Annotated in this window: 17 protein-coding genes; 9 read left to right on the forward strand and 8 right to left on the reverse strand. The window is 53.3% G+C overall.

Going from position 1 to position 14,479, the window contains the following annotated elements:
- Positions 1 to 7: 7 nt before the first annotated feature.
- The 5 genes from accA (at position 8) to tilS (ending at position 5,522) form a co-directional block, all read left to right on the forward strand.
- Positions 8 to 967, forward strand: coding sequence for an acetyl-CoA carboxylase carboxyl transferase subunit alpha (gene accA, locus NMC31_RS21165; protein WP_015965831.1), 960 nt, complete (start codon positions 8 to 10; stop codon positions 965 to 967).
- A gap of 190 nt (positions 968 to 1,157) precedes the next feature.
- On the forward strand, positions 1,158 to 1,412 hold the full coding sequence (locus NMC31_RS21170; protein WP_149463186.1) for a DUF4282 domain-containing protein: 255 nt from the start codon (positions 1,158 to 1,160) through the stop codon (positions 1,410 to 1,412).
- 164 nt (positions 1,413 to 1,576) lie between these two features.
- Positions 1,577 to 3,730: a lysine decarboxylase LdcC gene (gene ldcC, locus NMC31_RS21175; RefSeq protein WP_149463187.1), complete on the forward strand. Its 2,154-nt coding sequence runs from the start codon at positions 1,577 to 1,579 to the stop codon at positions 3,728 to 3,730.
- A 45-nt stretch (positions 3,731 to 3,775) separates the two neighbouring features.
- Positions 3,776 to 4,165 carry a VOC family protein gene (locus NMC31_RS21180; protein WP_253899005.1) on the forward strand — a complete coding sequence of 130 codons (390 nt, stop codon included), beginning with the start codon at positions 3,776 to 3,778 and terminating at the stop codon, positions 4,163 to 4,165.
- 61 nt (positions 4,166 to 4,226) lie between these two features.
- A complete protein-coding gene (gene tilS / locus NMC31_RS21185) occupies positions 4,227 to 5,522 on the forward strand; it encodes a tRNA lysidine(34) synthetase TilS (protein ID WP_253899006.1) in 1,296 nt (431 codons plus the stop codon).
- 16 nt (positions 5,523 to 5,538) lie between these two features.
- Here tilS and rof read toward each other — a convergent pair whose 3' ends face one another.
- Both rof and NMC31_RS21195 read right to left on the reverse strand, forming a co-directional pair.
- A complete protein-coding gene (gene rof / locus NMC31_RS21190; protein ID WP_149463194.1) occupies positions 5,539 to 5,799 on the reverse strand; it encodes a Rho-binding antiterminator in 261 nt (86 codons plus the stop codon).
- Positions 5,786 to 5,986 (reverse strand): YaeP family protein, encoded by a 201-nt coding sequence (locus NMC31_RS21195; RefSeq protein ID WP_015965826.1) that lies wholly within the window; start codon positions 5,984 to 5,986, stop codon positions 5,786 to 5,788. Before NMC31_RS21195 ends, rof begins: the two co-directional genes overlap by 14 nt.
- A gap of 194 nt (positions 5,987 to 6,180) precedes the next feature.
- Here NMC31_RS21195 and NMC31_RS21200 point away from each other — a divergent pair, with 194 nt between their 5' ends.
- From NMC31_RS21200 to nlpE, 3 genes are read left to right on the forward strand one after another with little or no spacing between them, the layout of a single operon-like run.
- Positions 6,181 to 6,726, forward strand: a complete 546-nt coding sequence (locus tag NMC31_RS21200; protein ID WP_231825322.1) for a YaeQ family protein — start codon at positions 6,181 to 6,183, stop codon at positions 6,724 to 6,726.
- Positions 6,723 to 7,136 carry an alternative ribosome rescue aminoacyl-tRNA hydrolase ArfB gene (gene arfB / locus NMC31_RS21205; RefSeq protein ID WP_015965824.1) on the forward strand — a complete coding sequence of 138 codons (414 nt, stop codon included), beginning with the start codon at positions 6,723 to 6,725 and terminating at the stop codon, positions 7,134 to 7,136. The genes NMC31_RS21200 and arfB overlap by 4 nt, the downstream gene beginning before the upstream one ends.
- A gap of 37 nt (positions 7,137 to 7,173) precedes the next feature.
- Positions 7,174 to 7,872: an envelope stress response activation lipoprotein NlpE gene (nlpE, locus tag NMC31_RS21210; protein ID WP_436650899.1), complete on the forward strand. Its 699-nt coding sequence runs from the start codon at positions 7,174 to 7,176 to the stop codon at positions 7,870 to 7,872.
- A 93-nt stretch (positions 7,873 to 7,965) separates the two neighbouring features.
- On the opposite strand, the gene proS is transcribed toward nlpE, so the two are convergent.
- The 6 genes from proS to metN all read right to left on the reverse strand — a co-directional run bounded on the left by proS (position 7,966) and on the right by metN (position 13,544).
- Positions 7,966 to 9,684 carry a proline--tRNA ligase gene (gene proS / locus NMC31_RS21215; protein ID WP_149463197.1) on the reverse strand — a complete coding sequence of 573 codons (1,719 nt, stop codon included), beginning with the start codon at positions 9,682 to 9,684 and terminating at the stop codon, positions 7,966 to 7,968.
- Positions 9,685 to 9,794: 110 nt separating this feature from the next.
- Positions 9,795 to 10,502, reverse strand: a complete 708-nt coding sequence (gene tsaA, locus NMC31_RS21220) for a tRNA (N6-threonylcarbamoyladenosine(37)-N6)-methyltransferase TrmO (protein WP_253899007.1) — start codon at positions 10,500 to 10,502, stop codon at positions 9,795 to 9,797.
- Positions 10,499 to 10,903, reverse strand: a complete 405-nt coding sequence (gene rcsF, locus NMC31_RS21225) for an Rcs stress response system protein RcsF (protein WP_149463199.1) — start codon at positions 10,901 to 10,903, stop codon at positions 10,499 to 10,501. Before rcsF ends, tsaA begins: the two co-directional genes overlap by 4 nt.
- Positions 10,904 to 11,011: 108 nt before the next feature.
- Positions 11,012 to 11,827, reverse strand: coding sequence for a methionine ABC transporter substrate-binding lipoprotein MetQ (metQ, locus tag NMC31_RS21230; RefSeq protein WP_149463200.1), 816 nt, complete (start codon positions 11,825 to 11,827; stop codon positions 11,012 to 11,014).
- 39 nt (positions 11,828 to 11,866) lie between these two features.
- On the reverse strand, positions 11,867 to 12,520 hold the full coding sequence (locus NMC31_RS21235; RefSeq protein ID WP_015965818.1) for a methionine ABC transporter permease MetI: 654 nt from the start codon (positions 12,518 to 12,520) through the stop codon (positions 11,867 to 11,869).
- A complete protein-coding gene (gene metN / locus NMC31_RS21240) occupies positions 12,513 to 13,544 on the reverse strand; it encodes a methionine ABC transporter ATP-binding protein MetN (RefSeq protein ID WP_108476946.1) in 1,032 nt (343 codons plus the stop codon). The genes NMC31_RS21235 and metN overlap by 8 nt, the downstream gene beginning before the upstream one ends.
- A gap of 189 nt (positions 13,545 to 13,733) precedes the next feature.
- Here metN and gmhB point away from each other — a divergent pair, with 189 nt between their 5' ends.
- Positions 13,734 to 14,297, forward strand: coding sequence for a D-glycero-beta-D-manno-heptose 1,7-bisphosphate 7-phosphatase (gmhB, locus tag NMC31_RS21245; protein WP_253899008.1), 564 nt, complete (start codon positions 13,734 to 13,736; stop codon positions 14,295 to 14,297).
- The last annotated feature ends 182 nt before the right edge of the window (positions 14,298 to 14,479 follow it).

Consider the following 14,479-nt stretch of genomic DNA (forward strand, 5'->3'; position numbering starts at 1 on the left):
GAATACTATGAGTCTGAATTTCCTTGATTTTGAACAGCCGATCGCAGAGCTGGAAGCGAAAATCGATTCTCTGACTGCGGTTAGCCGTCAGGATGAGAAACTGGATATTAACATCGACGAAGAAGTGCATCGTCTGCGTGAAAAAAGCGTAGAACTGACGCGCAAAATCTTTGCCGATCTTGGCGCATGGCAGGTAGCCCAACTGGCGCGCCATCCGCAGCGCCCGTACACCCTGGATTATGTCCGCCTGGCGTTTGACGAATTTGACGAACTGGCCGGCGACCGCGCATATGCTGACGATAAAGCTATCGTGGGCGGGATCGCGCGTCTGGATGGACGTCCGGTGATGATCATTGGTCATCAGAAAGGCCGTGAAACCAAAGAGAAAATCCGTCGCAACTTCGGTATGCCAGCACCAGAAGGTTACCGTAAAGCCCTGCGTCTGATGGAGATGGCTGAGCGCTTCAACATGCCGATCATCACGTTCATCGATACTCCGGGTGCGTATCCTGGCGTGGGCGCGGAAGAACGTGGTCAGTCTGAAGCGATTGCCCGTAACCTGCGTGAAATGTCACGTCTGAGCGTGCCGGTTATCTGTACCGTTATCGGTGAAGGTGGCTCCGGCGGTGCGCTGGCGATTGGCGTGGGTGATAAAGTGAATATGCTGCAGTACAGCACCTACTCGGTGATTTCACCGGAAGGTTGTGCGTCCATTCTGTGGAAAAGTGCGGACAAAGCTCCGCTGGCCGCAGAAGCGATGGGCATCATTGCCCCGCGCCTGAAAGAGCTGAAGCTGATTGACTCTATCATTCCTGAACCGTTGGGCGGCGCCCACCGTAATCCGGAAGCCATGGCGGCATCACTGAAAGCACAACTGCTGGAAGATCTGGCCGATCTCGACGTGCTGAGCACAGACGACCTTAAAAATCGTCGTTATCAGCGCCTGATGAGCTACGGCTACGCGTAAATATGACTTTCCTGAAAAGGCCACCCTGGGTGGCCTTTTTTATATCGCTTGACGTTCGATTATTTCTCTCCTGATTCGTACCTTATGAGTCCGTATCCAACCTGCTGTAATACTGCCATTTTGAGAATCTGATATTATAATAACTACGCTAAACTATAGCGTTATTTCGTTTTTTTTAAGGATGAAAACATTGAAAGTAATTCTGGGATTTGACCATCTGTTAATGCCGCGGGTTCTGGTGTTTTTTTACTGGATCGCGATGGTGATCGTGCTGGGGGCAGGTATATATAGCATGTTCACCGTAAGTCTCATCTCTGGCTTTTTTGGGATGATATTTAGCCTGATTGGCTGCCGAATGACCTTTGAATTGATCATGGTCGCGTTCAAAAATAACGAGTACTTGCGTCGTATCGCTGAGAACTCGGAAAAAGCGAAAGCAGAATAATAACGATAGAGATGTAGATGCTTTCCCAAAAGGGCCGATGATTCGGTCCTTTTTCATTTCTGCGCTGCAGGACAGTGCGAATGATATTTGAGATGAATACATCTGTGCACAGTACTGGGCTGGTTGTTACTATGCTTATCTCAGGGATCCGTCAGGAGGAGCGCATGAATATCATCGCCATTATGGGGCCGCACGGCGTCTATTACAAAGATGAACCTATCAAGGAGCTGGAAAGTGCGTTGCTGGCACAAGGCTTCAAAATTATCTGGCCACAAAACAGCGCAGACCTGCTGAAATTTATCGAACATAACCCGCGTATCTGCGGCGTTATCTTCGACTGGGACGAATACAATGTTGATTTGTGTAGCGACATTAATCAGCTGAACGAATATCTTCCGCTCTACGCGTTCATTAATACCCATTCGACGATGGATGTCAGCGTTCACGATCTGCGGATGGCACTGTGGTTCTTTGAATATGCGCTGGGGCAGTCTGGTGATATCGCTACCCGCATCCGCCAGTACACCGATGAGTACCTCGATAACATTACGCCACCGTTCACTAAGGCACTGTTTACCTATGTGAATGAAGGTAAATACACTTTCTGTACGCCTGGTCATATGGCGGGAACGGCGTATCAAAAAAGCCCGATTGGTTGCCTGTTTTATGATTTCTTTGGCGCCAATACGCTGAAGGCGGATGTCTCGATTTCCGTCACCGAGCTGGGATCACTGCTCGATCACACCGGCCCGCATCTGGAAGCGGAAGAGTACATCGCCCGTACTTTTGGTGCTGAACAAAGTTATATGGTGACCAACGGAACCTCAACATCGAACAAAATTGTCGGTATGTACGCCGCGCCAGCGGGCAGCACGTTGTTGATTGACCGTAACTGCCATAAATCGCTCGCCCATTTGCTGATGATGAGCGATGTGGTGCCATTGTGGCTGAAGCCGACGCGGAACGCGCTCGGTATTCTCGGGGGCATCCCGCGCCATGAATTTACCCGCGATAGCCTGCAACAAAAAGTGGATGCGACGAAAAACGCACAGTGGCCGGTGCATGCGGTGATCACGAATTCCACCTACGATGGCCTGCTGTATAACACCAACTGGATCAAGCAAACGCTGGATGTCCCGTCGATTCACTTCGACTCTGCATGGGTGCCGTATACTCACTTCCACCCGATATATCAGGGAAAAAGCGGCATGAGCGGCGATCGTGTGCCGGGGAAAGTATTTTTCGAAACGCAGTCGACGCATAAAATGCTGGCCGCACTGTCACAGGCTTCGCTTATTCACATCAAAGGCGACTACGATGAAGATACCTTCAACGAAGCCTTTATGATGCACACCTCGACATCGCCGAGTTACCCGATTGTCGCCTCAATTGAAACGGCGGCGGCGATGCTGCGCGGCAACCCGGGCAAGCGACTGATCACCCGTTCGGTGGAGCGTGCATTGCATTTCCGCAAAGAGGTTCAGCGGTTGCGTGAAGAGTCGGATAGCTGGTTCTTTGACATCTGGCAGCCAGAAGAGATCGACGAAGCAGAATGCTGGCCGGTCTCGCCGGGAGAAGACTGGCATGGATTTGCCGATGCCGACAGCGATCATATGTTCCTCGATCCGGTCAAAGTGACTATCCTGACGCCAGGTATGGACGAGCAGGGCAACATGAGCGACGAGGGTATTCCTGCCGCGCTGGTGGCGAAATATCTTGATGAGCACGGCGTGGTAGTGGAGAAAACCGGGCCCTATAACCTGCTGTTTCTCTTTAGCATCGGTATTGATAAAACCCGAGCAATGGGCCTGCTGCGCGGGTTAACGGAGTTTAAGCGCGCCTACGATCTTAATCTGCGGGTGAAAAACATGCTGCCGGATCTCTACGCGGAAGATCCGGATTTTTACCGCAATATGCGCATTCAGGATCTGGCGCAGGGGATCCACAAACTGATCCGCCAGCACGATCTGCCGCGTTTAATGCTGCGTGCGTTTGACGTGCTGCCGGAAATGAAGATGACGCCGCATCAGGCGTGGCAGCGTCAGATTAAAGGTGATGTTGAGACGGTGGCGCTGGAAGAGGTGGTGGGGCGCGTTTCGGCCAATATGATCCTGCCGTATCCGCCGGGCGTACCATTGTTGATGCCGGGTGAGATGATCACCGAAGAGAGCCGTGCGGTGCTCGATTTCCTGCTTATGCTGTGCTCGGTGGGGCGTCACTATCCGGGCTTTGAGACGGATATTCATGGTGCGAAACGTGATGAGAACGGTGTTTACCGGGTTCGAGTCTTAAAAAGCGGCGAAGAGGTTGCGCGTTAAGCCCCGGCACAGGTAACGTGTTGAAAACGATAAAGGAGCATAAGAATGTTGGGTTTAAAACGGATTCACCATATTGCCATTATTGCCACCGACTACGCGAAGAGTAAGGCCTTCTACTGCGACATTCTGGGGTTTACCCTGCAGAGCGAGTTTTATCGCGAAGAGCGCGATTCCTGGAAGGGCGATCTGGCGCTGAACGGGCAGTATGTGATTGAACTGTTTTCGTTCCCGTTTCCGCCTGCGCGTCCAAGTCGCCCGGAAGCCTGTGGCCTGCGTCATCTGGCCTTTAGCGTTGACGATCTCGATGCGGCGGTCGTGCATTTGCAGGCGCATGGCGTAACCTGCGAAGCGATTCGCGTTGATCCCTTTACGGACAAACGTTTTACCTTTTTTAATGACCCCGACGGCCTGCCGCTGGAACTCTACCAGCAGTAGGGCTTGCAACCCTGATCCCGGCCCGGTAACGTGCCGGGCTTAGCCATCTAGTGACAACATCATGACGACGCCTGCTTTTACTTCATCCCTTGAGCCTCACCGCCAGTTTCTGGTGGCCTTTAGTGGTGGTCTGGACTCCACGGTATTGCTGCATCAATTGGTATGCTGGCGGCAGGAAAATCCGTCCATCACGCTGCGGGCAATACATATTCACCACGGCTTGAGCCAGCATGCGGATGCCTGGGTTACGCATTGTGAGCAACAATGTTTAGCGTGGAATGTCCCGTTAGACGTTGTACGCGTGACGCTGGCGCAGGAAGGGCTGGGAATTGAAGCGCAGGCCCGGCAGGCGCGTTATCAGGCGTTCAGTGAAGTGTTACAGGATGGCGAGGCGCTGGTTACGGCGCAGCATCTGGACGATCAGTGTGAAACCTTCCTGTTGGCGCTTAAACGCGGAAGCGGCCCGGCGGGGCTTTCTGCCATGCCTGCTCGTATGCCCTTTGCGAACGGGCACCTGCTTCGTCCCTTGCTGAATGCGTCGCGTGCCTCATTGCTGGCATGGGCGCAAGTGCACCAGCTTTCGTGGATTGAAGATGAGAGCAATCAGGACGATGCCTACGATCGTAACTTCCTCCGTTTGCATGTCGTACCGCTGCTGAGCCAGCGCTGGCCGCATTTTGCGCAAGCCACGGCCCGAAGCGCGGCGCTCTGCGCTGAACAGGAGCAACTGCTGGATGAGCTGTTGGCCGGGGAACTGACCCACCTGGTGACGCCGCAAGGAGCGCTGAGTTTGCCGCCGATGCAGGCTATGAGCGCGCCGCGCCGCGCCGCGTTGTTACGCCGTTGGCTGGCATTACATCATGCGGCGATGCCGTCGCGCGATATGCTGACGCGCATCTGGCAGGAAGTTGTCGAAGCGCGTGAGGACGCAGATCCGTGTCTGCGCCATGGCGATCACCAGATTCGTCGCTATCAGCAACAGCTCTGGTGGGTGAAAACGATCGTATCGCCGGGGGATAAAACGTTTCCCTGGCCTGATATTGCGCAGTACCTGAGTTTACCTGTGGGAAATGTGCGTTTGGTTTCGGGGGGCGATATCCGTCCACCGCGTGAAGATGAAACCGTCACTATTCGCTTTAAAGCCCCCGGCACGCTGCATATTGTGGGGCGCAATGGTGGTCGCAAGCTGAAAAAAATCTGGCAGGAACTGGGTGTTCCGCCGTGGCTACGCGATACCACGCCGCTGCTGTTTTATAACGATGTATTGATGGCAGCGGCGGGGCGGTTTGTGACACAGGAAGGGACGATAACGCCTGGAACCGGTTTACAGCTGGAATGGACAAAAATGGGCAGCTAAGCTGCCCGTTGTACTGTCAGGATTCACTCACCACGACAGTGCCGATTTGCGGATGGCTGAAGCTGGTAATGCGGTCGAGACGCACTTCGCGGCTCTCTCCGCCAGCTTCAACAACCAGATACTCCACGTTTTTACGCGAGAGCAGGTCACTGGCTTTCGCTTGCAGCACTTCGCCATCTTTAAGTTCCAGCGTCAGCACGAGGTGATGCTGGCAGGCGAGCTCGAGATTGTCATAGTCATCACAATTGATAGGTTGATAGGTCTCATTCATTGACATAATCGCTCACCAGTAAGTTTGCCGCCGCATAGGCCGCTTTTTCCCTGATCGACTCTGAAAGGGCGCTATCCGCCGCAACTTCGTTCAATACTTTCAGTACACAGCCCAGCGCATCCGGGATGTACCCTAAATCTCCGCTGGCAATTTCCGCATAGCGTTGACGAATCAACTCACAATAATTGTCCACATGCCCTCCTGTCAGCGTTCTGACTCAACCGTGGATGCAAGTTAAGCCTACGAAGATAAACTCTGTTTAGCAAGGTGACTATATCATACTCATTTAAGCATTATCAGCAGGATGAACGTCGGCTGCTGTAAATCCCGACAGCCTTTTACCGTTGATTTCGTTACAATGAGCGCCATTTTTACAGGAGCTAATATATGGCACTGAAAGCGACAATTTACAAGGCGGTGGTCAATGTGGCCGACATCGACCGCAACCAGTTTCTCGACGCGTCCCTGACGCTGGCGCAGCATCCGTCTGAAACGCAGGAACGCATGATGTTGCGTCTGCTGGCATGGATAAAATATGCCGATGAACGTCTTCAGTTCACTCGTGGCCTGAGCGCCGACGATGAACCGGAAATCTGGCTGCGTAACGATCATCTGGGCATTGATCTGTGGATAGAACTCGGCCTGCCGGACGAGCGCCGCATCAAGAAAGCGTGCAGCCTGGCGAAGGAGGTGGCGCTGTTCACCTATAACAGTCGCGCGGCTGAAATCTGGTGGCAACAAAATCAGAGCAAACTGGCGTCATTCGACAAACTGAGCGTCTGGTATCTGGATGACGAGCAACTGGCGAAGCTCAGCGCCTTTGCCTCTCGCACCATGACGCTTCAGGCGACATTGCAGGAAGGCGCGATTTGGTTATCGGATGCTCAGAATAATCTGGAAATTCATTTTACGCCGTGGCAGCAACCGGCATGATTGTTCTCTCACGGGCGGTCAGTATCCCGGATGAAGAGATAACCATTACCGCCATCCGGGCGCAGGGGGCGGGGGGCCAGCACGTCAATAAGGCCTCGACGGCTATCCATTTGCGTTTTGATATCCGCGCTTCCAGCCTGCCGGACTATTATAAAGAGAAGCTGCTGGCTGCCAGCCACCACTTAATTTCTGCCGACGGTGTGTTTATCATTAAAGCGCAGGAGTATCGCAGTCAGGAGATGAACCGCGAAGCGGCGATTGCGCGACTGGTGGCTGTCATTAAGGAATTAACGGCAGAACAGAAAAGTCGTCGTGCAACCCGGCCAACGCGTGCATCCAAAGAACGCAGGCTGAATGCCAAAGCGCAAAAATCGAATGTAAAAACATTGCGTGGCAAGGTGAACTACTAACGACTGCGGACGTAATAAGAAATCAAAGAGGGAATTGATGGTGAAAAAAGCAATATTGACGATAGCGGCCGCCGGTATGCTGTTTGCACTGTTTGGGTGTAACAATCGTGCGGAAGTGGAAACACTGACGCCGACCCAAATGGCCGAGTTGAAGCCGATGCAGCAAAGCTGGCGCGGTATCTTACCTTGCGCCGACTGTGAAGGTATCGAAACCTCGCTGTTCCTCGCCAAAGACGGCACCTGGGTCATGAATGAACGTTATCAGGGCGTGACGAAAGAGCCGTCATCGTTTGCCAGCTATGGTACCTGGGCGCGTACCGCCGGGAAGCTGGTGTTAACCGACAGTAAAGGTGAGAAGTCCTGGTATCGGGTGAAAGGTGATAACCTGGAGATGCTCGACCAGGAAGGTAATCCAATTGAGTCCACGCTTAACTACACGCTGGCACCGGTGAAGGCGAGCCTGCCGACAACGCCAATGGCGATGCGCGGGATGTATTTCTACATGGCGGATGCGGCAATCTTTACCGATTGCGCCACGGGCAAGAAGATGGCGGTGGCCAGCAATGCGCAGTTAGAACGTGATTATGCGGTGGCGCGCGGCACGGAAACTAAGCCTGTACTGCTGGTGGTGGAAGGGCATTTCACCCTGGAAGCTAACCCGGATACGGGCGAGATGGTGAAAACGTTGCAACCGGATAGCAACACCAAATTTATTCCGGGGAAAGATTGTAACTGATCAAGTCTGTAGGTCGGGTAAGCGTAGCGCCACCCGACAAAAAAAAGCCTCGCAATCCACAATCGCGAGGCTTTTTCGTATCGTAAACCCGAATTAACCTTTGATGGCTTTCACCAGGTAATCAACGATATCGCCGGTTTTAATCAGCTGTTTCTCGCCGTTACGACGGTATTTGTATTCGATATCGTCGTTGTCGAGGTTACGGTCGCCCAGCACGATGGTGTGCGGAATACCGATCAGTTCCATATCTGCGAACATCACGCCCGGACGCTCTTTACGGTCGTCCATCAGCACTTCGATACCCTGCGCACGCAGCTCAGCGTACAGCTTCTCAGCCAGCTCCTGCACGCGGTAGGATTTGTGCATGTTCATTGGCAGAATCGCTACCTGGAACGGTGCGATAGCTTCTGGCCACAGGATCCCACGGTCATCAAAGTTCTGTTCGATGGCCGCAGCCACCACGCGAGTCACCCCGATACCGTAGCAGCCCATGGTCAGGATCTGGTTACGGCCATCTTCGCCCTGTACAGAAGCCTTCATTGCTTCAGAGTACTTGGTACCCAACTGGAAGATGTGGCCGACTTCGATACCACGTTTAATCAGCAGCGTACCTTTACCGTCCGGGCTCGGGTCACCAGCAACCACGTTACGGATATCCGCCACTTCAGGCGTTGCGACATCGCGATCCCAGTTGATACCGAAGTAGTGTTTACCATCGATGTTCGCGCCAGCGCCGAAATCGCTCATGACGGCAACGGTACGGTCGATAACCATCGGAATCGGCATGTTTACCGGGCCGAGAGAACCCGGGCCTGCTTTAACAACAGCACGGATTTCTTCTTCGGTCGCGAAGGTCAGCGGGCTGGCAACCTGTGCCAGTTTTTCAGCTTTGACTTCGTTCAGCTCGTGATCACCACGAACCAACAGGGCAACCAGCGGATAAGCGCTGCCTTCAACCGCTTTTACCAGCAGTGTTTTGACGGTTTTTTCGATCGGCAGATTAAACTGCTCTACCAGCTCGGCGATGGTTTTTGCGTTCGGCGTATCAACCAGCGTCATTTCCTGAGTCGCGGCAGCGCGCGGTTCTTTCGGCGCTACGGCTTCAGCGAATTCGATGTTTGCCGCATAGTCGGACGAGTCAGAGAAGATCACATCATCTTCACCGCTCTGCGCCAGGACCTGGAATTCGTGAGATGCGCTACCGCCGATAGAACCGGTATCAGCCTGCACAGCACGGAAATCCAGACCCATACGGCTGAAGATTTTACTGTAAGCGGCGTACATGGCGTCGTAGGTTTCCTGCAAGGATTCCTGAGAAGTGTGGAAAGAGTATGCATCTTTCATCAGGAATTCGCGGGAACGCATCACGCCGAAACGCGGACGAACTTCGTCACGAAATTTCGTTTGGATCTGGTAGAAGTTCAGCGGCAACTGTTTGTAAGAGCTGAGCTCATTACGAATCAGATCGGTAATCACTTCTTCGTGAGTTGGGCCGAGTACGAACGGACGGTCGCCACGGTCAGCAATACGCAGCAGTTCCGGGCCATACTGTTCCCAACGACCACTCTCTTGCCACAGTTCAGAGGGCTGAACTACCGGCATTAACACCTCGATAGCACCGGCGTTGTTCATCTCTTCACGCACGATGTTTTCGACTTTTTTCAGGACGCGCACGCCGGTCGGCAGCCAGGTGTATAACCCGGAGGCCAGCTTGCGGATCATCCCGGCGCGCAGCATCAGCTGGTGGCTGATAACCTCGGCGTCGGCAGGTGTCTCCTTCAGAGTGGAGAGCAGGTATTGGCTAGTACGCATGTTGTTACGGTTCCAGTTGGACGATCGAACAGGCTCAAATAAAGCCTGACGCAAAAAAAGTGATTTAGTTTACCAGCGAGAAGGGGATGTCAAAAGAGAGTGTCGTGAATTTACCTGGCTTCCAGCGCAAAGACTTCAAAGCCTGCGGACGTTACGCGCCAGCGCACGTTGAAATCAAGCAGCCACACGGCGTAGGTTTTCCCCTCTTCTTCATTCTTACGGTAGGCCGGACGTGGGTCCTGTGCCAGAACTTCGCGAATAAATTGTTTTAACCGCGGGTAACGTTTTTCCAGGGATAAAATTTGCTGTTGTACTTCTGCAGTAAACGCGATGTCGACCGCAGCCTGCGGCGCGTCCTGTGCATAGCTGGCGTTGGCGTGCGGCAGGGCTTCGGCAAACGGCAGATAGGGTTTGATATCCACCACCGGCGTACCATCCACTAAATCCAGACTCCCCAGTTCCAGAATCACCTGGTCTTTGTGGGTGCGGAGCCCCCGCAGTTCAACCAGAGACATACCAATAGGATTCGGGCGAAAGGTCGAACGCGTTGCGAAGACGCCCATGCGGGCATTGCCGCCCAGACGAGGAGGGCGAACCGTGGGGCGCCAGCCGCCTTCCATCGTCTGATGGAAAACAAACAGCACCCACAAATGGCTGAACCCTTCCAGGCCGCGAACGGCGTCGGCCTGGTTATAAGGCGCCATCAAGTGAAGTTCGCCGCCGCCACTTTTCACCAGACCTGGCTGGCGCGGCACAGCAAACTTCTCTTTATACGGTGAGCGGATAACGCCTATCTGCTCGAACTGAAAGGTGCTCATTTCGCCGAAACGTTGAGCGCCGAACCGATACATACGGCCTGACGATAGCAGCCCGGTGTACCGCTGGTGACTTCGCAGCTGTGCAGCAGAACTGCGTTCGCTTTCATTTTAGAGGCGTTAATCTGCATACGTTTGCGGGCAGTTGGGATGTTTGGCGGGGAGTCCTGATTGGTTGCCTGGCAGGAATCGCCGGAGACTTCACCTAAATCGCGGAAAGGTTTACCGACCAAATCTTCCGCCTTGGTGTAGATTCTCACCGGAGTTGCGCGGACAGTTTTTGGTTTTACGGTTTCCGTTTTAGGCGTAGACGCGGTGCTTTGAACAGGTTCAACGGGAGATCTGTTTAGCATCGAACAGCCGCCTAACATCAGTGCTATTAAACAGATCGGTAAAGCACGCATAGTATTTCCTCGAATTATGATAGACCAGTGCTTATTGAATCAGGTGCTTGCAGAAATGACAAGACGGGCATGCGCCCGTCCTGAAAGATAGTGCTTAGCAGGGGTAACTTACCAGCCTTTTACCGCGCCGCCATTGAAGACTTTGTTAGCCGCTTCGTACACTTCGTCAGACTGGTAAGCCTCAACGAATTTCTTCACGTTTTCCGCGTCTTTGTTGTCTTCGCGAGTCACGATCAGGTTAACGTACGGGGAGTCTTTGTCTTCAACAAAGATGCCGTCTTTCGCCGGGGTCAGGCCAATCTGGCTGGCGTAAGTGGTGTTGATGACCGCCAGCGCGATTTGCGCGTCATCCAGAGAACGCGGCAACTGCGGTGCTTCCAGTTCGACAATCTTCAGGTTTTTCGGGTTCTCGGTGATATCCAGAACGGTTGGCAGCAGGCCAATACCGTCTTTCAGTTTGATCAGACCCACTTTCTGCAGCAGCAGCAGGGAACGGCCAAGGTTGGTCGGATCGTTAGGTACGGCAACCTGAGAACCTGGCTGCAGTTCGTCCAGTGATTTAACTTTTTTCGAGTAGCCCGCGATAGGGTAAACGAAGGTCGCGCCAACGGAGACCAGTTTGTAGCCGCGGTCTTTGATCTGTTGATCCAGATACGGTTTGTGCTGGAAGGCGTTTGCGTCGATGTCGCCTTTGCTCAGCGCTTCGTTAGGCAGTACGTAATCATTGAAGGTCACCAGTTCTACGTCCAGGCCATATTTTTCTTTCGCCACTTTCTGCGCAACTTCAGCAACCTGCTGTTCGGCGCCGACAATCACGCCGACTTTAATATGGTTGGGATCTTTCTCGTCCTGACCGCAACCCGCCAGTGCCAGAGTACCGATCAAAGCGCCGACCGCCGCAAAAGTTTTAAACTTAAACGCCATGTTATTTCCTTAACTCTTCGAGTTGTGTTGTCTATTACGTTATTTATGAGTCACAGTCCGAACGATGCGATCGCCAGATAGCTGAATTAAATAAACCAGAACGACCAGTAATACCAGTACTGTATTCATTACCGTCGCGTTATAGCCGATATACCCGTACTGGTAGCCAATCTGGCCCAGGCCACCTGCGCCAACGGCACCGCCCATCGCGGAATAGCCAACCAGCGTAATCAGCGTGATGGTTGCGGCATTCACCAGGCCAGGCAGCGCTTCCGGCAGCAGAACCTTACGGACGATCTGCATCGGCGTGGCGCCCATTGCGCGGGAGGCTTCAATCAACCCGGTCGGGATTTCCAGCAGGGCGTTTTCAACCATACGGGCGATAAACGGCGCAGCGCCAACGGTCAGCGGAACGATAGCCGCCTGCAAGCCGATTGACGTACCGACGATGACGCGAGTAAACGGAATCATCCACACCAGTAAGATAATAAAAGGGATAGAACGGAAGATGTTCACCAGCGCCGACAGAATGCGATAGAGCTTTGCGTTCTCAATAATTTGCCCGGGACGCGTGACATACAGCAGTACACCCGCCGGTAAACCTATCACAAAACCGAAAAAGCCGGACACAAAGGTCATTGCCAGCGTTTCCCAGACGCCGCGCGCCAGTAACCACATCATTGGCTCAGACATAACCCAGTACCTCTACTTTTACATGGTGTTGTTGCAGCCAGGCAATGGCGGCTTGTGTATCGTTTTGTTCGCCGTGCATTTCGGTCAGCATAATGCCGAACTTCACACCGCCGGCGTAATCCATCTGCGCGCTAATAATGTTGTTGTTGACGTTGAAGCGACGAGCGGTCTCTGAGAGCAGCGGCGCATCAACAGATTGACCGGTGAACTCCAGGCGCAGCATTGGCACGCTGTCGGCGAACGGCTCGGCTTTGAGGCGCGCCTGATAGTCATCCGGAATGTCCAGATGCAGCGTGGACTGAATAAACTGCTGTGCCAGCGGGGTTTTCGGATGGGAGAAGACTTCGCTCACCGTATCCTGTTCAATCAGCTCACCGTTGCTGATGACGGCCACGCAATCGCAGATGCGCTTCACTACGTCCATTTCGTGAGTGATGAGCAGGATAGTCAGCCCCAAACGGCGGTTAATGTCTTTCAGCAGTTCGAGAATCGAGCGGGTGGTCGCCGGGTCTAGCGCGCTGGTGGCTTCATCGCACAGCAGCACTTTCGGGTTGCTTGCCAGTGCGCGGGCAATCGCGACGCGCTGTTTCTGGCCACCGGAGAGATTTGCCGGGTAGCTGTCATGTTTATCGCCAAGACCGACCAGATCAAGCAGCTCTGTGACGCGACGTTTCACTTCCTCTTTAGGTGTGTTGTCCAGCTCCAGCGGCAATGCCACGTTACCAAAAACGGTACGGGAAGAGAGCAGGTTAAAGTGCTGGAAAATCATGCCAATTTGACGACGTGCTTTGGTCAGCTCACCTTCAGAAAGCGCGGTCAGCTCCTGACCGCCTACTTCAACGCTGCCCTGGGTTGGGCGCTCAAGCAGGTTCACACAGCGAATCAGCGTACTTTTACCCGCGCCCGATGCGCCAATGACGCCGTAGATTTGCCCGGCGGGAACATGCAGGCTAACGTTGTTCAACGCCTGTATGGTGCGGTTCCCCTGCTGGAACACTTTGGTGATATTCGAAAGTTTAATCATTAGACTATTTATTATCGCTTATGGGTTTGCCGTGGCATTTTCTTCTGCCAGAAACGGTCGATAGCCGTCAACTGAACGGATGTTAAGGCATCCAGACGTCTAAATCAATCCGGCTTTATACGATCAGCACTTTATTGCCCGTCGAAACATGAGATACTAGCGTCACACGCCTTATTCAGGAGCAACACGGTGGCAAAGTCTGTACCCGCTATTTTTCTCGATCGTGATGGCACGATTAATGTCGATCATGGTTACGTCCATGAAATCGATGATTTCGAATTTATCGATGGCGTTATCGATGCCATGCGTAAATTAAAAGAAATGGGCTATGCCCTGGTGCTGGTGACTAACCAGTCCGGGATTGCGCGCGGCAAATTTACCGAAGCGCAGTTTGAAACCCTGACTGAGTGGATGGACTGGTCGCTGGCCGATCGTGGTGTTGACCTGGATGGCATCTATTATTGCCCGCATCACCCGCAGGGAACGGTAGAAGAGTATCGCCAGGTGTGTGATTGCCGTAAACCGCATCCGGGAATGTTCAAATCCGCCCAGGAGTATCTGCACATCGATATGGCTTCTTCTTATATGGTGGGCGATAAACAGGAAGACATGCAGGCCGCAGCGGCAGCCAATGTCGGCACGAAGGTTCTGGTTCGCACCGGCAAGCCGGTAACCGCGGAAGCAGAACAGTCGGCAGATATCGTGATTAACAGCCTTGCAGACCTTCCCGCACTCGTTAAACCGCATCACTAAGCCCTGTTTAAACGGTGCTTTGTGGATAACTTTGTGGGTAAGTGGGTATAAAGTGGGGTGTTGCTGTGGAATGCAGCAGTCAGTCATTATTCTGTCATTTTTCTATTGCGGCCTGGAGATAACTCCCTATAATGCGCCTCCATCGACACGGCAGATGTGAATTACTTCACACAAACAGCCGC

The organism is Pseudocitrobacter vendiensis, from assembly GCF_943590815.1.
Classification (GTDB): Bacteria; Pseudomonadota; Gammaproteobacteria; order Enterobacterales; family Enterobacteriaceae; genus Pseudocitrobacter; species Pseudocitrobacter vendiensis.

Coding starts and splice junctions, on each gene's coding strand:
- NMC31_RS21180 (WP_253899005.1), top strand. CDS start 3,776: ATGTTGGGTTTAAAACGGATTCACCATATTGCCATTATTGCCACCGAC.
- metN (WP_108476946.1), bottom strand. CDS start 13,544: ATGATTAAACTTTCGAATATCACCAAAGTGTTCCAGCAGGGGAACCGC.
- tsaA (WP_253899007.1), bottom strand. CDS start 10,502: ATGAGCACCTTTCAGTTCGAGCAGATAGGCGTTATCCGCTCACCGTAT.
- arfB (WP_015965824.1), top strand. CDS start 6,723: ATGATTGTTCTCTCACGGGCGGTCAGTATCCCGGATGAAGAGATAACC.
- rcsF (WP_149463199.1), bottom strand. CDS start 10,903: ATGCGTGCTTTACCGATCTGTTTAATAGCACTGATGTTAGGCGGCTGT.
- proS (WP_149463197.1), bottom strand. CDS start 9,684: ATGCGTACTAGCCAATACCTGCTCTCCACTCTGAAGGAGACACCTGCC.
- rof (WP_149463194.1), bottom strand. CDS start 5,799: ATGTCAATGAATGAGACCTATCAACCTATCAATTGTGATGACTATGAC.
- accA (WP_015965831.1), top strand. CDS start 8: ATGAGTCTGAATTTCCTTGATTTTGAACAGCCGATCGCAGAGCTGGAA.
- ldcC (WP_149463187.1), top strand. CDS start 1,577: ATGAATATCATCGCCATTATGGGGCCGCACGGCGTCTATTACAAAGAT.
- NMC31_RS21200 (WP_231825322.1), top strand. CDS start 6,181: ATGGCACTGAAAGCGACAATTTACAAGGCGGTGGTCAATGTGGCCGAC.
- nlpE (WP_436650899.1), top strand. CDS start 7,174: ATGGTGAAAAAAGCAATATTGACGATAGCGGCCGCCGGTATGCTGTTT.
- metQ (WP_149463200.1), bottom strand. CDS start 11,827: ATGGCGTTTAAGTTTAAAACTTTTGCGGCGGTCGGCGCTTTGATCGGT.
- NMC31_RS21235 (WP_015965818.1), bottom strand. CDS start 12,520: ATGTCTGAGCCAATGATGTGGTTACTGGCGCGCGGCGTCTGGGAAACG.
- tilS (WP_253899006.1), top strand. CDS start 4,227: ATGACGACGCCTGCTTTTACTTCATCCCTTGAGCCTCACCGCCAGTTT.